Genomic DNA, 23,047 nt, shown 5'->3' with positions numbered 1-23,047 from the left:
GTGGGGATGACGAGAAAAGCTGCTCTTACGTCCAGAAAGCGATCTGGGATGACTAGAAAAGCCCACCTAACGTCTAAATCCCCACGCCAACATCCAGTAATAAAAAAGCTGCCTACTCCGCTAGAGGAGAAGGCAGCTTTTTTTATTATTCGGCTTGTTCATAAGCTTCTTTCATAATGTCATAGGATTTCTTCAGACGTTCTTCTGATTTCGGTTCATTCCAGTTTTTCCAACTGTAAGAAAGGAAGTCGGTTGAGGAACGAACTGTATCGTTGTCTTCGGTGAATGCCTTAAGGGAGATGTCTTTAAAGCTTTGAGATCCTTTTAAGCCTTCTTTCCACAGATCAGCCATTTGCTCTTTTTGACTTGGATCTTTGATATTAAGAAGGAGCCAAGGGATGCGTACTTCAATGACTTTACCTTTTTCTCCAATGGAATAATCCGTTAATGCATTATAGTCTTCTGATTCTGGATCTGCATTTCCGTGTTGGAGCTTGCCAGTTTCATAGGATGAGAACGGGATGACTTCACCAGTTGAAGGAACCGTTAGCTGCTGGTTAAGCGCTAATCGGATTGGGTGGAAGTTTCCGTTATTCTTCTCGCTCGCATAGGGTTGCTTCTCGATCATCGACAACGTATCTCCGTACTGATAGTAGAACGGATCGTAATAGCTATCAACGAGAAGTTCAGCCTTATCTTTTCCGTCCATTTTCAGAAGAAAATCAATGCCCTCGTCTGTCTCTAGTCCGTCCGCAATGGACTTGATTCCCTGGTTCTGAATCGTATCGAATGCAACGTTCAGGGATTGGTCTTCGAACTGGAAGCTCTCACTCATCTCAAGACGAAGGTACAAGTATCGTTCATCATGGTCAGCGGCAATGGACTGGATGTCTCCGTTTTCTGTTGAAGCCGTTTTTGTATCTTTCCAGGACTCACCTTTACCGTCAATTGTTCGCTTCAAGCGATCAAAGGATAAGAGTCCAAATTGTTGCTCGTTGGTCTGTGCGTTGGACCAGAATGGACGTCTGTTCGGGTTATCGAGTTCCATGGTGTTCCACGTTCTCTTGAACCATTCGTCCTGCCATGTGAAGACGAGACCGCCGAGCGTGTCTTCTGCTACAATATCTTCAAATAAGCGTTTATTAATGTTTCCTTGCTGCTTTTCTGAATGATGTCCTTGATCCCAACCGAATGGGTTGCCATGTGTCTTCCCTCGAGATCCAGGTACACCGAATTCAGCAACGAGGATTGGCATATCATGCTTTGAGACCAGGTCATGTAAATACCCTGCATAGCTATTGTTCTCGCCGCGCTGGTCTTTATAAGAAAGGTACTCTTCGTCATGATTCAAGAAGTCCGGGTAGTACGGGTACACGTGGTAACTTGCGAACATGCCTGGCTTGAACGTGTCTTCGTTCGTGTGAATGACATTTGGATTTACCCCGACCAAGTCTTCCTCCTCAAGTGGTTCAGAAGGGTGGTCAAGAAAGTCCGTTGTCGGCCAGTTTGTGAAACTGATCGGACGTTGCCACTTATACTGATCCATTTCATATTGAATCGTGTAATCCATCATCGACGCTAGCCAATGTTCAAATGGCTTCGCATTTTCCGTATAAATATAGTCACCTTCGTAATCACCCTTGTCTTGATGATTCTCGTTTGTCTTCTCGACCATTTGAGGATACCACTCAATTCCGATGATCCAGCCGATGACGTATTCTGAGATATCAGCGTTGTAGACCCCGCTCGCATGACCAGGTTTCTCTTCCACCGTGGCATTTCCGTGGATCACATCAACGAGAGTAGAGATTTCGTTTTTAAACGACTCTGTATTCTCTTCATGGAAACTGTCTAAATGGCGTTCAAGAGGTTCTTCATCCACCCAGGCCCCGTGAAAGACGTAGATCGGTTCATCAGCTTCTTCATTATAATTCTTCAGGGCTCGGTAAAAGCCGGGCGGATGAAGGGTGTAGACGCGTATAGCATTGGCGTTCATCTCGCCAATTTGCTCAAACCAGCGGGCATATTCACGCTCTGTGATCGCTGCTTCCCCTGGGAACGCTCCTGGTTTCCCCATGCCGATGTTGACGCCTTTCATAAGCGTCGGCTTCCATTCCCCGTCTTGGTAGATTTCAAGGCGTTCTTTCCCAACTCTAGTCGGATAGGCGATGCCATCTTCGTTTGCGACCTGTTTCTTAGGGTTAGCGCTCTCTGATTTTGCAGGCGTCTCTGCCTCTTCTAATATGTCCCTGAGCATCGGAATATAAGTTTTCCAGTAAAAAGGCTCAGGATTTGATTGATCTCCAAAGGAGAACCATTTTCGGAATGAAGCCAACCCTTTGTACTGATGAATGGGAGGGAGCGTCTCCATATCTGCAAAATCCCCTGCGAAATAATAAGCTGGATAATCATTCTTCGTCGTTCGCGTTACGGCAGGGAATTGAAGGGGGATATTATGCGCGTTAAGCTTTTCTTCTCCCTCCTTCGTTAACTCCCAGTCGTAATTGGCGATGACGTTTTCTTTATTATATGGTTTGACGATATCGAACCAGTAGGCATAATGAGGGCTCTTCTTCAGTCCGAACTGTTCCACACCCTGATCTGTGAAAGTAGCACGAATGCCTTCATCAGAGACGTCTTTTCCTTCTTCAAGTACGACGATCGTGTTGTCGTTGTGAACGAGCACATAACCCGCTCCATCAAATGACCACTTCTGATCCTTCTGTTCTTCATAATCGCGAATGGCCCATTTTGGTACCTCCCCTCCTGAGTCCTTTGCAAGGTCATCAAAATAACGACCAGACCAGCCTGTTGCTTTTATATCTAATAGATTTGTAATGGTTCTTCGCGCTTCTTCCCTAGTGGGGCTTGAAAACGTGTTAAATTCTGCGATGAATGTCGCCGGGTTCTCGTAGAGTGAAGCTTCTATTTGCTTTGCTTCTTCTGCAGTTAAACCGCCCTCGATTTTGGCAGATTTCTCTCCGTCTTCATTCTCACCTTCGAGATCGGCGTTATAGACACCGTATGTATCGGCGAGATAAATCATTTTGTACTCACTTAAGTCTTCTGGCAAAGCGGTTGCTTGTTTCTTGTCAGGATGATACCCGATATAATCTTCTTCAAGATTATAGGGATCCCCGTTTGCTTTCGTATATTTTTCATAATTTAATAGCCAGGTTAGTCCTTTATGCTCTCTATATGACTCATCTGGAACGGTCTTATCCACGATGAGTGTTTGGAGTGGCTCTTTTGGCTCTAGAAGCCACCATATAAACGGAAAGGCCAGTAGAAGCAGAAATCCTCCTAGTACAAATGGCCACTTTTTCATCCAAACTCCCCCTCTTTAATTTCCATTACTTGTATTATCTCATACCTTTTTATATGACACAGTATTCTCAATTTCTGGTTCATTTTGTGAGTGGGTCGAAGCGATTAATCTTCGGAATGAGTCGAATGGACTAACAAAAACATGTCGACAGCTGTCGATAAAACCGTCCAAAACGCTCATTTTCCCTTTATATCGAGATAAAGTGTTGTCTAACGCTAAGATTCCAGTTTATAGTAATGATAGTTCAGAAAAAACAAAAAAATCAGACATTTAGGGGGATGACGAATGAAGAAGGGGAAATTAATCACATCCGCTTTGGCGCTAACGTTAGCGCTCGGCCCAGTGGCGAGCGTAAATGCTTCAGTGCCATCGCCAAGTGAGGTAAGTAAAAGCAAGCATGTTCATCAAGAAGGTGGATCACCATTTGACCTGGCGATCGCAAATGATGAGCGATTGATTCAAATGTTGAAAGAGAATGGAACGATTTCTAAAAATGCATCAGCGGAACAAGCTCAGGAGAAGTTGAACCAATTCTTACAGGCTAAGCAGGAATCGGCTGCTAGTATGAAAGAAGAAGGTGAACTTCAGGATGCAGAGCAAACGACTAAAGAAAAGCTGCAAAAAGAGATCAATAAAAATAGCCTTACAAACGGCAAGGGAAATAAACTTGGACAAGCCAAGAAAAATGCTCCAGATGGGGTCGAGGAAGAAGCTTATAATGGGGAGATGCGTACCGATAAAGTACTAGTATTATTAGTAGATTATCCGGACAAGCCTCATAATACTTTAACAGCTGATGAAACAGACATGTATTATGATGGAGAAGATGCTTATTCTAGAGAGCACTACCAAGACATGTTGTTTGGCGAAGGTGGCTGGACAGGCCCAGATGGTAATACCTATGACTCTATGAAACAATACTATGAGCAACAATCTGGTGGAAGCTACTCTGTTGAAGGGGAAGTAGCAGGATGGTATACGGCTAGTCAACCCGCTGCTGCATATGGTGGAAACTACCCGACAGAGGAAGATAGTGATGTGAACGCTCGTGGGCTTGTAAAAGAAGCACTAGAAGCAGCTAGCGCTGATCCAAATGTTGATATCTCTGACTACGATCAATGGGACCGCTACGACTTAGACGGTGACGGCGACTACTTAGAGCCAGACGGCTTAGTTGACCATCTAATGGTTATTCATTCTGGTGTTGGTGAAGAAGCAGGCGGCGGAAGCTTAGGTTCAGACGCAATCTGGTCTCACCGCTGGAATCTTGGCGACATAACTCCTATTTCTAACACGGAAGCATCTGTTGGATACTGGGGCGGCTCAATGGCAGCATATGACTACACAATCGAACCAGAAGACGGTGCGGTTGGGGTAATGGCTCACGAATTCGGTCATGACTTAGGTCTTCCGGATGAGTATGACACGCAGTATACAGGTGAAGGTGAACCGGTTAGCTACTGGTCAATCATGTCTAGTGGTAGCTGGGCAGGAGATATTCCGGGGACAATGCCTACTGGCTTTAGTCCATACATGAAGGAAATGCTTCAAGCTTCTGCCGTTGTCGATAATGAAGGGACAAAAGGGAATTGGCAAACTGGAACAGAGGTTAATCTAGAAGATGTGAATGGACAAGGAATAGAATTCTTATTGGATGAGGCTGCAACGAAAGGGACAAACAATGACGTTGTAAAAGTCAATCTTCCTCAAAAAGAAACGGTTATTACCACGCCTGCTAGCGGTGAGAATGCCTACTTTAGTGGGAGCGGTGATGACTTAAATAATTCCTTAACGACAACAGTTGATCTGACAAATGCTACTTCAGCAGAATTCAACTTTAAAACGTGGTATGATATTGAGAAAGACTGGGATTATGCGTATGTAACGGTGAATGGTGAGACCGTTAAATCAGATATTACAACTGACGCCAATCCGTATGATGCTAATGAAGGGAACGGTATCACTGGTTCTTCTAATGGTTGGATCGACGCATCCTTCGACCTTTCTGCTTACGCTGGTCAGGAAGTAGAAGTGGCGATTGAATATGTAACAGATGGGGCGGTTAGCCAACCAGGTTTATATGCTGATGACCTATCTGTAGTCGTGGACGGAGAAGAAGTCGTATTTGACGATGCAGAAGGCGATGCTAAATTTGGTTTAGATGGCTTCACAAAATCAGACGGTATCAAGAGAAGTGAACACTACTACCTTCTTGAATGGAGAAGTCATAATGGCGTTGATGAAGGTTTAGCAAACATCCGTCGTGGAGATAGTTTAATGACCTTCGATGACGGCCTAGTGGTCTGGTATGTAGATAAGAAGTATAGTGACAACTGGACAGGAAATCATCCTGGTGAAGGGTTTGTTGGTGTAGTAGATGCGGACCAAAAGACGCTTAAGTGGAGTGATAAATCTGTAGCTTCTACTCGCTACCAGGTACATGACGCTGCCTTTAGTCTGGATAAGTCCGAGAAGCTCTATCTTGATTACAAAGATTTACTTGGTATTACCTTAAAAGACAACTATACCAAACGTAATCCGCTATTCAGTGATTCTGAAGACTACTCCAACCCTGGATTAGTTGACGCCGGACGTAATGTTCCTGAATATGGACTGAACTTCCGCGTTACGGGTGAAAGTAAAGACGGTACGGTTGGTAAGGTTATGATTTTCAAAAAGTAATGATGAAAAGAGAAGCTGCACTCACTAACGTGAGTGCAGTTTTTTTGTTGTCTGGAAGGTACTTTTTCTATAGACAACTTCTTCCTTTTTATCGTTGTGTATAAGATAATAGATAGTAAGAATTATAGATGGAAAAGGAGAGAGCATTGTGCAAAAGTATCAGACATTATTTCTGAAGCGGACCCGTTCTACTCTCCAAAGCTGGTCAGAGCATCAACGTATAACAAATGAGGCGATGTATCAGTTTTTGCATTCTTTAAAGGGAACGGCTTCTTCTATTGGTTTACCTTCTATTACGGAGGTGGCGGCGAGGCTCATGCAGCAGTTGCCATCACCTGACGGGTATGAATGGGAGAAAGAAAGGTGGATTTCATTCTTAACTCCGCTTACAGAAGAGTTGAAAAAGCATTCGTCGGTTGAAATCGAAGCGGAGCCATTGGTTGAGAGTGTGGCACAAGAAACTTCTTCGAAGGGGTCGCTCGTTTTGGTTGTTGGTGATCAAATTGACCGTATTTCGAATTTGAAAGATATGCTTGAAGAACACTATGCCGTTATGGTGGCAGCGAACGAGACGAAGGCGGTTGAAGTATTTTATAGTCAAAAACCTGATTACGTTATTATCGATTTGCACCGGAAAGAAGATCATGGATTTAACGTGCTTGCAAGCATTGCCAATAAAGCCAGACATAGTTTTGTGCCGACATTGCTTGTAGAAGAAGAGCCTCATTCGATGCTCCGGAAGAAAGCCTATGAAGCGGGCGCTTTCGATATTGTACATTCGCCGTTTGAGAATGCGGAAGTTTTAGCTCTGATTCAAAATCGTCTGGAGTTAAAACGTCTCCTGCAAGCTCAGATTCTGTTGGACGAATTAACTGGGGCCTATAATCGTAAATTTTTACAAGAGGAATTACAGCGCCAATGGGCGGAGTATGAACGCCATGAGACGACCTTTTCTGTTGCCCTTCTGGATTTAGATCGGTTCAAGAATATTAACGATACATACGGTCACGATACAGGGGATCAAGTGCTAAAACAGTTTGCTACCACCATTATGACGAATAAGCGCCAGGGGGATTTCTTTATCCGCTATGGCGGGGAAGAGTTCATGCTGGTGATGCCGAAGACAAGTCAGGAGCAGGCCAGTCTTATTGTGGATCGTCTTTTACAAGCGTTTGTTGCCCAGACGTTTGAGAAAGAAGAAGCTACGTTTAGCTGTTCTTTTTCATCCGGTGTGGCTGCTGTTCAAGATGAGATCAAGCACGGAGATGAGTTGATTTCAAAAGCAGATCAGGCTCTTTATATGGCAAAGCGGAACGGTCGGAATCAGGTTCGCGTGTACGATGAGAACGAAGGAGAATTGGGGCAGAAACTTGATGTCTTGCGGATCGGAATTATAGATGATGATCCAATTATCCATGAATTGTTGCAAGATCATCTAAGGAAATTAACATTCAAAGGTCACAGGGTTGAGCTCAGAACGTTCCGTGAAGGGGAAGAGTTCTTTGAATCCAAGTGGTATCAGCAGGACGGCAAATTCGTGCTGCTGTTAGATGGCGTGATGCCAAGGATGGATGGTCTTGAAGTATTGAGGAAGTTAAGGTCAGAATGCTCGGTTGATCAGTTCGTCATCATTATGCTGACGGGAAGAAAAAAAGATCAGGATATCGTAAAGGCATTGGACCTTGGAGCCGATGATTATATTACGAAGCCATTTAGCGTTTCAGAACTAGAAGCACGAGTAAAACGACTTGCTCAACGGTTGCTCTTTTAGGAGGAATAGATGTGAAGCGAATTTTGATCGCGGATGATGAAGAAGTATTACGTATGTTAATTGTCGATACATTAGAGGAAGAAGGGTACGAACTCGAAGAAGCGGAAGATGGGAATGAAGCTTTTCAGAAAGTGCAAAACGATGACTATGATCTTCTTATACTAGATTATATGATGCCTGGAATGACAGGAATTGAAGTGGCGGAGAAGATTAAAGATTTACAAGGGAAAGAAAACATGAAGATTATGATGCTAACGGCTAAGAACCAGCAAAAGGATGTTGATGCGTCTAAGGCTGCTGGTATTCAATATTACATGGCTAAACCGTTCAGCCCTCTTCAATTAATTGAACTTGTGGAGGATATTCTGGATGCGTGATTTCTTTAAGAAAAGCATCAGAAGACAATTTCAGTTCATTATGATGGCTATCTTTGTGCTCGCCCTTGTTGGGATTTCTATTATTCTCGCAATTCAAGCACAGGTGAAAGAGAAGTATGTGAACGAGAGAGAGTCCCTTGTGAATCAAACGGAGATCGCAGAGGAAATCGCCCAATCCTATAATGAAATGATTATGAGGGCGAGAGGGTATTTAGCTTTTTTGAATAACAATGAATGGGAGCTCACACAAGAGGCTCATGCCAATCTGGTCGGCCTTTTAGAAGAATTACAAGAGTATGATTTAAGCGAGGAAGAACAGGAGGTCTATCAGAATCTTTCTCAGTACGTCGATAAATACTGGACTACTCTTTTGCCAACAGCTAAGGAATTCGCAGACAATGGGGATTACGAAGAGCTTGTCAGTATATCACAAGAGGAAGATGGAACCTCTCAAATTAACCGTTACCTATCTCAGAATAAGGAAATCGTGGCTACAAATGAACGAGAGCTTGAAGAGGCGCACGAAGCCTTTTTGGACAACACAAATCGGATTACCTATGCGCTCGGTTTGTTGATTGTGCTCTTGTTTATCATTATTAGTCTTGCCACGAAGCGGATGTCTAAAAGTATTGGCCAGCCGCTACAGGAGTTATCGGAAGCCTCTGAACAACTTGCCCTTGGAGAAGATGTATCATTCCCGTCCACTAAGCGTAGGGATGAGCTTGGAACGTTAGCCAATGCGCTTTCTTCTATGGCTTTTGTGATTAAAGAACGGGAAGAAGATTTGCAGGCTCATAATGAAGAGTTACAGGCTCAACAGGATGAACTCACCGAGCAACAAGAAAGGCTAGAGGATTCCGTAGTAGAAATTAAGAATTTAAATATGGCGATTAATGAAGCTACGATTCTTTCCGTTACGGATACCCAAGGAGTCATTACAGATGTGAATGATAAGTTTTGTGAGGTTTCAGGTTATAGCCCGAAAGACATTATTGGCCAGCCTCATACTGCTATGTATTCTGAGCACCGTCCAGAGTTCTATGAAAGCATGATCCAGACGTTACGACAAGGTCGAATCTGGAAGGGTGAAGTGAAGAACCGAGCGAAAGATGGCTCATTTTATTGGGTGGATTCTACGATTGTTCCTTATAAGAATGAGCGTCAAGGGGTCGAGCAGTATTATGTGATTCAGTTTGACATTACAAATATGGTGGAAGCCGAGCAAGAATTAAAAGAGCTTTTAGAAGAAACGAATCGAACGAAGCTTACGCTTGAACACTATAATGAGTTAAACCATGCATTATCCATCACGCTCAACATGGATGAATTGCTTGAGACGGTATTGTTCCAGCTTCAGCAGATCTTCTCGTTTGATAAAGGGATGTTGACGGTGCTTGGTAGTTCTGAATATGCAAGTATTAGCGTGTCAGAAGAAGCGGCTAAGCGGATGCGTGCCTTTATTCAAGAACAGGTTTACGTGCGGCTAGAAGAAACGGAAGCTCCTTATGTGGTGAAGAGGGAAGCGCTTGAAGGGGAACGTGGGTATCATGAGGGAACGCTCTATAGTTATGACGTCTTCGCTCCTGTTTTTGACGCGAGGGGTGAACTTCAGGCCGTGTTTGGCGGAACCCGTGTAGGATTGCCATTTAATGAAGAAGAATTACTGGAGCTTGAAGGCATATTGAGTCGTGTCTCCTTATCATTTGAGAAGTTGTTCTTATATGAAGAAACGGAACAAAGTCGTCAATTGAACCAGGACATTATCGATAATGTGAATGAAGGGATCCAGTTTATTGATGAAGAAGGGGCGCTCATTCAGTATAACAATCAGCTGTGTAGCTTCATGGAGGCAGGGGATTGTGAGAAATGCCTCAATCAACCGTTCTCCTATTGGCTGACGTTTTTCAACGATCGGGTTGAAGAGCCTGATGCAATGAAGGCCTTTTTTGAAAAAGCGATCTTCCAATCTACCGGAAGTTCTCAATACAGATACGAGGTTGCAGGATTAGATCGAAGAATTATAGAAGTGTACGCAGAACCGATCTATCGTCGTGAAGAGCGCCTCGGGACGTTGTTTGTTCATCGCGACATTACGTCTCAATATGAAGTGGATCAAATGAAGTCAGAACTTGTGAGCACGGTGAGTCATGAACTACGCACGCCCCTTGCGAGTGTACTTGGATATACAGAGCTAATGCTCAATCGTGATTTGAAACCTGAGAAACAAAAGAGGTATTTGACTACGATTGAGAAAGAGGCGAAACGCTTAACGAATTTAATTAACGATTTCCTCGACTTGCAGCGGATGGAGTCAGGGAGACAAGTATATGAGAAAGAATTGGTGAACGTTGAAGAAGTCGCTCAGGAAGTGATTGACTCCTTCCCTTATTCCGCACAACACGAAGTTTATCTTAACAACCATTCTTCTAAGCTGCCTGTGATGGCCGATAGGGAAAAATTGATTCAGGTGTTTACGAATTTAATCAGTAATGCCATTAAGTTCTCTCCGAATGGAGGGAAAGTGGTCGTGACGATGAACGGAAACGAGCAGGAACTCTTTATCCACGTTGCGGATGATGGACTTGGCATACCGGATCCGGAACTGCCAAAGTTGTTTAAGAAGTTTCACCGTATTGATAATTCAGAGCGTCGAAAGATTGGTGGAACAGGTCTTGGACTTTCCATTGTTAAGGAAATCATCGAAGCCCACGGTGGCTCCATTTCTGTTCGTTCAGAGGTCGGAAAAGGAAGCGTCTTTACGATCATCCTTCCTCTTGCTCAGCCGAATGCGGAGGGGGATGGCAGTGTGCTTACCCCTGATTTGCCGCTTATTATGGTGATCGAAGATGATCATAGCCTAGCGATGTTGATCCGGGAGGAGTTAAAAGGGACCGGATTCAATGTGCTTCATTACGCAAGTGGTGAAGCGGCGGTTCGTGAGCTCGATACGTATGAGCCAGACGGATTTGTAATTGATCTGATGCTTGCGGATGAATTAGATGGCTGGGATGTGATTAAGGAAATTAAAAAGCGACCGGCATTAGAGAATATCCCGATCTTTATCTCGACAGCTCTCGATGATAAAACGAAAGGCGAGGAATGGGGCATTGAGCATTATTTAACGAAACCCTACCCTCCGAATAAGCTATCGACAACCATCCTCAGAACGTTATTACAACAAGAGAAGAATGGTCAGATCTTAGTTGCAAAGGATGAAGAGTGAAATTGACTTGTCTACTTTATCGTGCTATGTTTGATAAAATTAAGATGACGTAAATGGATAGGCCGCTCCATTTGATCTCTGGATCAAGGTGTGGCCTCTATTATGTGAAAAAAGAGAAGTTCATCATGTGATGGGAGAATGAACAATGAGTGTACAAAACGAAATGAAAAAGCGCCGGACGTTTGCGATTATCTCGCACCCGGATGCTGGTAAAACAACGTTAACAGAGAAATTCTTATTATTTGGTAACCTGATTCGTGAGTCAGGTACCGTTAAAGGGAAAAAGACGGGCAAATTCGCAACATCTGACTGGATGGATATTGAGAAGCAGCGTGGTATTTCTGTCACGTCTTCTGTTATGAATTTTCCTTATAAAGATTACCAGGTCAATATCTTAGATACCCCTGGTCACGAAGATTTCAGTGAGGATACGTATCGTACTCTGACTGCCGTGGATAGTGTTGTCATGATTATTGACGGAACAAAGGGGATTGAGGCGCAAACGCTTAAGCTCTTTAAAGTTTGTAAGATGCGCGGAATTCCGATCTTTACGTTTATTAACAAGTTAGACCGTGAAGGCCGAGATCCTTTCGATCTATTAGATGAAATTGAATCAGAGCTTGGCATTGAGACGTATGCCATGAACTGGCCTGTTGGAATGGGCAAACGTTTCAGAGGAATTCTTGACCGTCAGAACGACCAATTTGTTCAGTTCACAGGGAATGAAACGGAAACGTCTATTCCGTATAACGAGATTAACGATCATCCTGAATTGGCTGAAGATGAGACATTTGCCGGTGCATTCGAAGAGCTTGAGCTGCTTGAAGGAGCTGGTGTTGAGTTTTCTATGGATGCGGTCCAGAATGGAGAGCAAACGCCTGTATTCTTCGGTAGTGCGCTTGCGCCATTTGGCGTTCGTACGTTCTTTGAAGAATTTATCTCAATGGCCCCTCAACCTGCACCACGTAAGGCTTCAGGTGAAATGATTTCACCGGATAAAGAAGAGTTCTCAGGCTTTATCTTTAAGATTCAAGCCAATATGAACCCGGCTCACCGTGACCGTGTGGCATTTGTACGCGTTTGTTCCGGTAAGTTTGAAAGAGGAATGAACGTTACGTTAGACCGAACGGGTAAGAGTATTAAATTAGCTCAGACGCAGCAGTTTGTTGCCTCTTCTCGGGAAACGATTCAGGAAGCTTATGCGGGTGACATTATCGGAATTTATGACCCGAACGTTTACCGAATTGGTGATACGCTTGTAGAAGGGAAAGATACGTTCCACTTTGAAGAACTGCCACAGTTCCCACCTGAAGTATTTAAGAAAGTTGTAGTGGAGAACGTTATGAAGTCGAAGCAGTTCAAGAAAGGACTTGAGCAGCTTGTCCAAGAAGGGGCTATTCAGTTGTTCCGAAGCCTTCGCAGTGACGAGTATATTATCGGGGCAGTCGGACAACTTCAGTATGATGTATTTGAATATCGTATGAAGAACGAATATAACGTAGGCGTCCGCTTTGAAGATATCGGAGAACGGATTCCTCGTTGGCTGAACTCAGAACAAGTCGATCGTTCGAAGTTCGACGACCGCAGCCTACTTGTAAAAGACCGTGAAGACAACTATCTTGCTCTATTTAAAAACGACTTCTCCTTACGTTGGTTCCAGGATAAAAATCCAGACATTGAACTCATCGACCTGTTTGAAGTCAACCAATATAGCCAATAATAATAGTAGAAACAAAAGCTGGTGGCCCCCACCAGCTTTTTCTTATACTTTAGAGAGTGAAAGCGTGTCAGACACCCGTTCCCCCTTTAAAGCAGTGCAGCGTGTCAGACACCGTTTAATGCTTTAGCGGATAGCAGGGTGTCTGACACCCTGCGGTGCTTTAATAGGGTGAAGGATAAGCCTTCTGAACATAATAGTCGAATGTTTGTTCGCGTCTATGTTAGAATAGTGAGAGATTGTGGTAAACTACGGTTATAAAAGTGAATGTAGGAATGGAGGTTGCATCTTGGAGAAAAAATTTGAATTAGTATCTCAATATGAACCACAAGGAGATCAGCCAGCAGCGATAGAGAAGATCAAGCAAGGCATTGAAGAAGGGAAGGTGCATCAAACCTTACTTGGAGCTACCGGTACCGGTAAAACGTTTACGATGTCGAACGTTATTAAAGAGATTAACAAACCAACTCTTGTTATAGCTCACAACAAAACATTGGCCGGCCAACTGTACAGCGAATTTAAGGAGTTCTTCCCTGAGAATGCTGTGGAGTACTTCGTTAGTTACTATGACTACTATCAGCCAGAAGCGTATGTTCCTTCCACAGATACGTTCATTGAGAAGGATGCTAATATTAATGATGAGATTGATAAACTACGCCACTCGGCGACATCGGCACTATTCGAACGCCAGGATGTCTTGATTGTTGCCAGTGTCTCGTGTATCTACGGGTTAGGTTCACCAGAAGAATACCGCAACTTGGTGCTCTCTATTCGTGCAGGCATGGAGAAAGATCGTGATGAACTCCTTCGTGACCTTGTCGATATCCAGTACGCCCGTAATGATATTGACTTCCAGCGTGGTACATTCCGCGTGCGAGGCGACTCTGTCGAAATCATACCAGCTTCCCGTGAAGAGCATTGTATACGAGTTGAATTTTTCGGTGACGAAATTGACCGCATTAGGGAAGTGGATGCACTCACAGGCGAAATCGTCGGTGACCGAGAACACGTAGCGATCTTCCCGGCTTCTCACTTCGTTACCCGTGAAGAGAAAATGAAAGTAGCCATTAAAAACATAGAACGTGAACTTCAAGAACGATTGAAAGAATTGAAGGATCAAAATAAATTACTAGAAGCCCAGCGCTTAGAACAGCGCACAAACTATGATTTAGAAATGATGAAAGAGATGGGCTTCTGTTCAGGTATTGAAAACTACTCCAGGCATTTAACGTTAAGAGATAAAGGTGCGACACCCTATACATTAATAGATTACTTCCCGGACGACTTTCTAGTCATTGCGGATGAGTCCCATGTGACGATTCCACAAATTCGAGGGATGTACAACGGAGACCAGGCGCGTAAACAAGTCCTTGTGGACCACGGCTTCCGCTTGCCTTCAGCTCTTGATAACCGCCCTCTTCGTTTTGAAGAGTTTGAGAAGAAACTGAATCAAATTGTTTACGTATCAGCAACACCTGGACCATACGAACAAGAACATTCTCCTGAAATGGTCGAGCAAATTATTCGTCCTACAGGTCTTCTGGATCCGAAAATTGAAGTTCGTCCGATTCAGGGTCAAATTGATGACCTCATCGGGGAAATCAATATGCGTAAAGAGCGAAATGAGCGTGTCCTTGTTACAACCTTAACGAAGAAAATGTCAGAGGATCTCACTGATTATCTGAAGGATATCGGTATAAAAGTAGCTTACCTTCACTCAGAAATTAAGACGCTTGAGCGTATTGAGATCATTCGGGAGCTACGAAAAGGAAAATACGATGTGCTCGTGGGAATCAACCTGCTTCGTGAAGGGTTAGACATACCGGAAGTTTCCCTTGTAACCATTTTAGACGCAGATAAAGAAGGATTCCTTCGTTCCCAGCGTTCGCTAATCCAGACGATCGGACGTGCTGCTCGTAATGAAAACGGACAGGTCATTATGTATGCTGATAAGATGACAGATTCTATGAATATTGCGATCGATGAAACGAATCGCCGTCGTGAGAAGCAAATGGCTTATAACGAAGAACATGGCGTTACACCGACAACGATTAAGAAAGAAATTCGTGATGTTATCCGTGCTACTGTTGAATCTGAGGAAACACAAGAGACAGACGACCGTCCAAATGTTTCAAAAATGAGCAAGAAGGAAAAAGACAAGATGATCGAAAATATGGAGAAAGAGATGAAGCAGGCAGCAAGAGACTTGAACTTCGAACGAGCTGCTGAACTACGAGATCTTCTCTTGGAACTTAAAGCGGAAGGATGATCTAGTACATGAGCCAGAAATCAATCAGTATTAAAGGGGCTCGTGCCCACAACTTAAAAAATGTTGATATTGATATACCGAAGAATAAATTAGTCGTATTAACAGGGCTATCAGGGTCAGGAAAGTCTTCATTAGCTTTTGATACGATTTATGCAGAGGGACAGCGTCGCTACGTTGAATCTCTCTCTGCCTATGCCCGTCAGTTTTTAGGACAAATGGATAAACCGGATGTAGACTCAATCGAGGGACTTTCACCGGCTATTTCAATTGACCAGAAAACGACGAGTAAAAACCCCAGGTCAACTGTTGGGACAGTAACGGAGATCTATGACTATCTTCGTCTCCTCTATGCGCGTGTGGGGCACCCGACTTGTCCGAACCATGGGATTGAAATTACATCTCAAACAGTTCAGCAAATGGTGGATCAGCTCTTAGAGTACCCTGAACGAACAAAGATGCAAATCTTAGCACCCGTTGTATCAGGACGTAAAGGGCAGCACGTAAAAGTTCTTGAGAATTTGAAGAAAGAAGGGTACGTGCGCATCCGCGTGGACGGAGAAATGCGAGAAGTAACAGAAGATATTTCTCTTGAGAAGAATAAAAAGCACTCGATCGAAGTCGTCATCGACCGCGTGGCCATTAAAGACGGTGTTTCAGGACGCCTGTCTGACTCAATTGAAACGGCTCTCCGTTTAGGGGAAGGGCATCTTATTGTAGACGTTATTGATGATGAGGAGCTGCAGTTTAGCGAGCATCACGCTTGTCCGATCTGTGGGTTCTCCATCGGAGAGTTAGAGCCTCGTATGTTCTCCTTCAACAGTCCTTATGGGGCTTGTACACGATGTGATGGTCTTGGGACACAGCTTGAGGTCGATTTGGAACTTGTAATTCCTGATTGGAGTTTAACGTTAAATGAACATGCGATTGCTCCTTGGGAACCGAATAGCTCTCAATATTATCCGCAGCTGTTAAAGAGCGTTTGTGATCATTACGGGATTGATATGAATGTGCCGGTAAAAGATATTCCAGAATACCAGATGGACCGTATTCTTAATGGAAGTGGAGATGAAAAAGTTTACTTCCGCTATGAGAATGATTTCGGCAAAGTGCGAGAGAACGAAATTTATTTTGAAGGTGTTATCTCAAACGTAGAAAGAAGATACCGTGAAACGACTTCTGACTATATCCGTGAACAAATGGAGAAGTATATGGCTCAGAAGAAGTGCCCGAAATGTAAAGGATACCGTCTGGATGAAAAACCGTTAGCGGTTCTTGTTAACGGAAACCATATTGGTGAAGTTACTGATCTTTCTGTCCATGAAGCTTATACCTTCTTTGATAACGTAGAGCTATCAGAAAAAGAAGAAACGATCGCGCGTATGATCTTGAAAGAGATTTGTGATCGATTAAGCTTCCTGATTAACGTTGGTTTAGATTATTTAACATTATCTCGGTCTGGAGGTACCCTGTCTGGTGGGGAAGCCCAGCGTATCCGATTAGCTACGCAGATTGGGGCAGCGCTGACTGGAGTCCTTTACGTTCTTGATGAGCCTTCAATCGGTCTTCACCAACGAGACAACGATCGTCTAATCTCTACGCTTCAAAATATGCGCGATCTAGATAATACGCTCATCGTAGTAGAGCATGATGAAGATACGATGCTTGCCGCTGATCACTTAATCGATATAGGCCCTGGCGCAGGAGCCCATGGGGGGCAGATTGTTTCAAGTGGTACCCCTGAAGAAGTAATGAAAGACAATGGGTCACTGACAGGGCAATATTTATCAGGTGAGAAGTTCATTCCACTCCCGCAGGAGCGTCGTAAACCGGATGGTCGCTATGTTGAAATCGTTGGAGCAGAAGAGAATAACTTGAAGAAAGTAAATGCCAAATTACCGCTTGGCGTTCTTTCAGCAGTAACAGGTGTCTCTGGTTCTGGTAAGAGTACGCTCGTAAACGAAATCTTACACAAAAGCCTTGCTCAACGACTTCACAAGAGTAAAGTAAAGCCTGGTAAACATAAAGAAGTGAAAGGCATTGACCATTTAGAAAAAGTCATTGATATTGACCAATCACCTATTGGTCGTACGCCGCGCTCAAACCCTGCAACGTACACAGGCGTCTTTGATGACATCCGTGATGTGTTTGCCCAGACGAATGAAGCTAAAATTCGAGGATACAAAAAAGGACGCTTTAGCTTTAACGTAAAAGGTGGACGTTGTGAAGCTTGTCGCGGGGATGGCATTATCAAAATTGAAATGCACTTCTTGCCAGACGTTTATGTTCCTTGTGAAGTGTGTGACGGGAAGCGATATAATCGTGAAACGTTAGAAGTGAAATATAAAGGCAAGAGTATTGCAGAAGTTCTGGCAATGACAATTGAAGAAGCGTATGACTTCTTTGAAGCGATTCCTAAGATTAAACGCAAGCTGTCTACCATTTTCGATGTAGGGCTTGGATATATCAAATTGGGGCAACCGGCCACAACATTATCAGGTGGTGAAGCCCAACGTGTTAAACTAGCAAGCGAACTTCATCGTCGTTCGACAGGTCGCTCTCTGTACATTTTAGACGAGCCGACGACAGGCTTACATGTTGATGATATTTCTAGGTTGTTAATGGTGTTACAGCGCCTTGTAGATAATGGAGACACGGTTCTTATTATCGAGCACAATTTAGACGTAATTAAAGCAGCAGATCATTTGATTGATTTGGGACCTGAAGGCGGAGATAATGGTGGCGAAATTATTGCAACAGGTACACCAGAAGAAGTTGCTGAACAAACACAATCCTACACAGGTTATTATTTAGGACCCATACTAGAACGAGATCGTAAGCGCATGGAAGAGAAGATTAAACAGCGCGAAAAAGTTTCAAAATCCTAATAAAAAAGAGGCAAAGACCACTACCATGGTTTTTGCCTCTTTTTTGTAGGCAAGCTCAGTGTTTTTGGAGAAGTTCCTTGATTTGGTTGTTTGACTCAAGGCATGCACCCTTACACATTCCGGTTAATCCCATACATTAACGTATAAATGAATAAGGAGTGAACATGCATATGTCATTTGATAAAGATCTTCACTTAATCAAATTAGAAGCAGAGCTTGAAAAACTCAAAAAGCAAATTCAGAAGCAAATGCAAGAACAAGAAAATGAGTTAGATAATGAAATAGAAAATAGTAATGAGCAAGAGCAGGAACAAGATCAAGATCAAGATCAAGACCAGGAGCAAGATCAGGATCAAGATCAGGATCAAGATCAGGAATTAGAAAATGATCAAGAATTTGATTTAGACCAAGACCAGGATCAAGACCAAGAGCAAGACCAAGATCAGGACCAGGACCAAGACCAAGATCAGGACCAAGATCAAGATCAGGATCAAGACCAGGACCAAGACCAAGACCAAGATCAGGATCAAGACCAGGACCAAGACCAAGATCAGGATCAAGATCAGGACCAAGAGCAAGACCAGGACCAAGATCAGGATCAAGACCAAGATCAAGATCAGGATCAAGACCAGGATCAAGATCAAGACCAAGATCAGGACCAAGACCAGAAACAAAAGCAGATTCAAGATCAAGATCAGGATCAGGATCAAGATCAAGACCAAGACCAAGATCAGGATCAGGATCAAGACCAAGATCAGGATCAGGATCAAGACCAGGATCAAGACCAAGATCAAGACCAGGATCAAGACCAAGATCAAGATCAGCATCAAGATCAAGATCAGGACCAAGATCAGGACCAAGATCAGGATCAAGATCAAGATCAAGACCAGGATCAAGATCAAGATCAGGATCAGCATCAAGATCAAGATCAGGACCAAGATCAGGACCAAGATCAGGATCAGGATCAAGATCAAGACCAGGATCAAGATCAGCATCAAGATCAAGATCAGGACCAAGATCAGGATCAAGATCAGGATCAGGATCAAGATCAAGATCAGGATCAAGACCAAGACCAGGATCAAGACCAAGACCAAGACCAAGATCAAGATCAGGATCAGCATCAAGATCAAGATCAGGATCAAGATCAAGACCAAGATCAAGATCAAGACCAGGACCAAGAATTAGACAATGATCAGGACTTCGAACAAGATCAAGAAAACGATCAGGATTTTGATCAGGATCAGGATCAAGATGTAGATAATGATCAAGACTTTGATCAAGATCAAGAAAACGATCAGGACCAAGACCAGGATAATGAGCAAGATAACGACCAGGACGTAGACCAAGAAAACGACCAAGATCAAGACAATGAGCAAGACCAGGACAACGATCAAGATCAAGAAAATAATCAAGACAATGAGCAAGACCAGGACAACGATCAAGATCAAGAAAATGATCAAGACAATGAGCAAGACCAGGACAACGATCAAGATCAAGAAAATGATCAAGACAATGAGCAAGACCAGGACAACGATCAAGATCAAGAAAACGACCAGGACAATGAACAAGATCAGGAACAGGATCAAGAACAAGACCAACGAAACCGCCAATACAACCAAGATGACTTAACGCTTGAGAATATCGGAAATCCAAACATTCGCATTTATAATGACAATAATCTGTTTCTTATCCTAGCTATCTTAGCTTTTATGTTTAATGGAAATGGGAACGGAACTGGAAATGCTGGCGGTGGATCGACTTGTCAAAATGGCGAAGGGTTAGCTGGTTTGAGAGGTTTAATCGATCTATTACGTGATCTGAAGTCTGAGCTATAAGGCGATAAGAGGTGGGGAGATTTTCTCCTCTCTCTATACATAAAGTAGATTCTTTGACGATTGTGCACTATTTTGGGTATGGTATAGAAAGACACAAGTTCTAGAGAGGGGTCCGTCGTATGGAAACGATCCAAATCGATCACGTCCAAAAAGCGCTTGAGAATTTAGCGCATAAAGATGTTTACATTCATTTAGAAACTACGAACGGTGCTTACGCGCGCCACTTTGACTCAAACGCATATAATGTAGGAGCATTTATTCGGAATGCTCAAGTTCGATATACGCAAGCGAAAATTATTGGTCATGAATCCTTCCGTGTTGGCTTGAAGACTCAACTTGGCTGGATTTATGCAGAAGGCTTAACAGACTGGGAGCTCGATGATCAAGGTCGTTTGCTTATGGCCGGTCACGATAACGAAGGTCGTTTAATGGTTGCTTTAGAAATCAGCGAGAAGCCGTTTAATTAATAGATGAAAGAGAGGAAGCTAAACATGGATCAACATGTCGCTATTATTTTACCTCATCCAGACGATGAAGCATTCGGTTGTTCAGGTACGATCCTTGAATTTCGTGGACAGGATATTCCTGTAACGTATTTTTGTGGAACGTTAGGAGAAATGGGCCGCAACATGGGGAGCCCTTTTTTCGCTAATCGCGAAACTCTCCCGGAAATTCGTAAGAAAGAACTTCAGGATGCGTGTAAGGAATTAGATATTAACTTAGAAATGCTTGGTTACCGCGATAAGACGTTAGAATTTGAAGATCGTGATGAAGTAGCGAAAGATTTAAAACAACGTCTTGAAGAGATTAACCCAAGCCTTGTTATTACATTTTACCCTGGTCATGCTGTTCACCCTGACCACGATGCTATGGGAGCTGCTGCCATTAAGGCTGTTGAAATGATGGATGAGTCCAAGCGTCCAGAGGTATGGGCCAAGGCGATTACGCATAATCGTCGTGAGCTTCTAGGTGAGCCGGATATTGTTAGAGACGTAGAAGATTATTTCGAAGGCAAGATGAGAGCCATTGAAGCTCACCGTTCTCAAGCGGAAGGAATGATGAAACAATTCCGTGATAGCCCGAACTTAAAAGAGATTAATTCCGAGGGCCGTAAGTTATTGAAATACGAAGAATTTTATAAATGGACGTTTTAAGTGTAACCCCTGCTTCTTTTAGAAGTAGGGGTTTTTACATAACGTAACGGAAACATGCACTCACCATGAAGGATGTTTCTATTTAACCGAGAAAGAGAATAAGAATATGAAACAGAGTGGTTAGGTTATGCGTAGAAGGAAAGAGTATCATAAAGGAGAGATGGATTGTGAAAGAGGAGCGAAAACGGATTTTGACGATGCTTCAAGAAGGGAAAATTTCCACTGAAGAAGCGGAAGAATTAATCGACGCATTAGACTATGCTAGTGAAGTAGAAGAGGATCAGGATGAACCTGTATCCCTCTCTAAGAAAGTAGATTGGAATGCTAACCAAGGGCAAAAGGCTTATGATTCCGGATCTACAAAGCAGCGTTTTAAAAGTTTGGTTGGAGAGGCATTTAAGAAAATTAAAAACGTTGATCTCGATTTTAATTTCGGCTCTTACCAAAGCGTTCACCATATCTTTCAACATCAGGGAGTCGATTTTCAAAACATTTATATTGATGTAGCAAATGGAAACGTCACGATGAAACCATGGAAAGAAGCGGATCTGCGTCTTGAATGCCAAGCTAAGGTGTACCAAGTGAACAATCAAGATGAGGCCAGAGAGCGCTTTATGGATTTGAAGAATTTCATAGTCGATGAGAAGAACCTGCGTTTTGAGGTGAAATCGAAGAAAATGAAGACAGATGTCACCCTCTGGGTTCCGGAGAAGGCATATGAAGACGTTTCGCTTCGGGTTTTTAACGGGAAAATAGAAGCAGAAGGCCTTCCGGCTCAAGATTTAGATATGAAAACCTCTAATGGGGACCTCGTTGTTCGTAATATGAGTGGGCGAGAGTGGGAACTATCCACTTCAAATGGTTCTATCACAGCAGAGCAAGTAACCTGTGATGACCTCGAGACAGAGATGATGAACGGTTCTGTTACATTAAAAGGTGATTTTGGAAAAGTGGATTCTCAAGTCATCAATGGAAATATTCAATGTGTGTGGGAAGGTCAACGGGGACATACCGGTTTCTTTAAGACCACGACCGGGAATGTGGACCTTACTGTTGAGCCATCCTTACGATTGAATGGCAAAATGTTCACCAACTTAGGAAGCCTTCATTGTCATTTGCCTAACTTTAAAACGATCTCAGAACAGAAAGAAACGCTAAAGAAAGAACTAAAATTTGAAACGAACCCTCATTTGGATCATATATTACATGTGGAGGCTGAAACGAAAACGGGCTCTGTGAAGATTTATCCGAATGAAGGGTAAGTATCCAAAGGAGTGAAAGGATTGTGAATTGGCTTTTTAGTATTATTTTAAATGCGGTTGCGATTATAGCTGTCGATCAATTGTTTGATTCCATATACTTAGAAGGGTTTGGAACGGCGATATTGGCAAGTTTCATTCTGTCGATTCTGAATGTCATTGTGCGTCCAATTCTAGTCGTCTTAACCTTACCGATAACAGTCCTGTCGCTTGGTTTATTCTTATTTGTGATCAATGCGATTACGCTTATGATCACGCAAAGCGTACTGGGACAGAGTTTCGAGATTGAAGGATTTGGAATGGCCATTCTAGCGGCCATCATACTATCCATCTTAAACCTAATTCTGAACCAACTATTCAAAGACGCTAAGAACTAAAACTGACCCTTAAAAGGGTCAGTTTTTTTATGCGCTATAGTAGAGGACTAAAGCGTGTCAGACACCCTTTAGTTCTGTGAAGCAAAGAAGGGTGTCTGGCATACGGGTGTTGATTAGCTATATTTTACCAGTTGAATTGGATACACTTCGCCAATTTTTGAGAAGCAACC

13 protein-coding genes are annotated in these 23,047 nt (G+C 43.2%); 12 read left to right on the top strand and 1 reads right to left on the bottom strand.

The annotated features are described in order from the left end of the window. Positions 1-145: 145 nt before the first annotated feature. On the bottom strand, positions 146-3,328 hold the full coding sequence (locus tag LQ226_RS19290; RefSeq protein WP_231419674.1) for a hypothetical protein: 3,183 nt from the start codon (positions 3,326-3,328) through the stop codon (positions 146-148). 285 nt (positions 3,329-3,613) lie between these two features. Here LQ226_RS19290 and LQ226_RS19285 point away from each other — a divergent pair, with 285 nt between their 5' ends. From LQ226_RS19285 to LQ226_RS19230, 12 genes are all read left to right on the top strand, one after another. Next, positions 3,614-6,010 (top strand): immune inhibitor A domain-containing protein, encoded by a 2,397-nt coding sequence (locus LQ226_RS19285; RefSeq protein WP_231419673.1) that lies wholly within the window; start codon positions 3,614-3,616, stop codon positions 6,008-6,010. Between the two features lie 148 nt (positions 6,011-6,158). Then, positions 6,159-7,781, top strand: a complete 1,623-nt coding sequence (locus LQ226_RS19280; protein WP_231419672.1) for a diguanylate cyclase — start codon at positions 6,159-6,161, stop codon at positions 7,779-7,781. A gap of 11 nt (positions 7,782-7,792) precedes the next feature. Continuing rightward, positions 7,793-8,158 carry a response regulator gene (locus tag LQ226_RS19275; RefSeq protein ID WP_231419671.1) on the top strand — a complete coding sequence of 122 codons (366 nt, stop codon included), beginning with the start codon at positions 7,793-7,795 and terminating at the stop codon, positions 8,156-8,158. After that, complete coding sequence (locus LQ226_RS19270; RefSeq protein ID WP_231419670.1) at positions 8,151-11,381, top strand: ATP-binding protein; 3,231 nt, start codon at positions 8,151-8,153, stop codon at positions 11,379-11,381. The genes LQ226_RS19275 and LQ226_RS19270 overlap by 8 nt, the downstream gene beginning before the upstream one ends. A gap of 145 nt (positions 11,382-11,526) precedes the next feature. Beyond that, positions 11,527-13,101 (top strand): peptide chain release factor 3, encoded by a 1,575-nt coding sequence (locus LQ226_RS19265; RefSeq protein ID WP_231419669.1) that lies wholly within the window; start codon positions 11,527-11,529, stop codon positions 13,099-13,101. Between the two features lie 286 nt (positions 13,102-13,387). Beyond that, complete coding sequence (gene uvrB / locus LQ226_RS19260) at positions 13,388-15,367, top strand: excinuclease ABC subunit UvrB (RefSeq protein WP_231419668.1); 1,980 nt, start codon at positions 13,388-13,390, stop codon at positions 15,365-15,367. A gap of 8 nt (positions 15,368-15,375) precedes the next feature. Next, positions 15,376-18,252 carry an excinuclease ABC subunit UvrA gene (uvrA, locus tag LQ226_RS19255; protein ID WP_231419667.1) on the top strand — a complete coding sequence of 959 codons (2,877 nt, stop codon included), beginning with the start codon at positions 15,376-15,378 and terminating at the stop codon, positions 18,250-18,252. A 170-nt stretch (positions 18,253-18,422) separates the two neighbouring features. Beyond that, entirely contained in the window at positions 18,423-20,087 is a 1,665-nt protein-coding gene (locus LQ226_RS19250; protein ID WP_231419666.1) for a hypothetical protein, read from the top strand. Between the two features lie 119 nt (positions 20,088-20,206). Further along, positions 20,207-20,554 (top strand): YojF family protein, encoded by a 348-nt coding sequence (locus tag LQ226_RS19245; RefSeq protein WP_231419665.1) that lies wholly within the window; start codon positions 20,207-20,209, stop codon positions 20,552-20,554. Positions 20,555-20,578: 24 nt separating this feature from the next. After that, on the top strand, positions 20,579-21,241 hold the full coding sequence (gene bshB2 / locus LQ226_RS19240; protein ID WP_231419664.1) for a bacillithiol biosynthesis deacetylase BshB2: 663 nt from the start codon (positions 20,579-20,581) through the stop codon (positions 21,239-21,241). A 167-nt stretch (positions 21,242-21,408) separates the two neighbouring features. After that, positions 21,409-22,503 (top strand): DUF4097 family beta strand repeat-containing protein, encoded by a 1,095-nt coding sequence (locus LQ226_RS19235; protein ID WP_231419663.1) that lies wholly within the window; start codon positions 21,409-21,411, stop codon positions 22,501-22,503. A gap of 20 nt (positions 22,504-22,523) precedes the next feature. Further along, positions 22,524-22,877 carry a phage holin family protein gene (locus tag LQ226_RS19230; protein ID WP_231419731.1) on the top strand — a complete coding sequence of 118 codons (354 nt, stop codon included), beginning with the start codon at positions 22,524-22,526 and terminating at the stop codon, positions 22,875-22,877. The last annotated feature ends 170 nt before the right edge of the window (positions 22,878-23,047 follow it).

Source organism: Pontibacillus sp. HN14 (assembly GCF_021129245.1).
Classification (GTDB): Bacteria; Bacillota; Bacilli; order Bacillales; family BH030062; genus Pontibacillus.
Note: the sequence above shows the minus strand (reverse complement) of the source record. Positions and strands in the feature narration are given on the sequence as shown.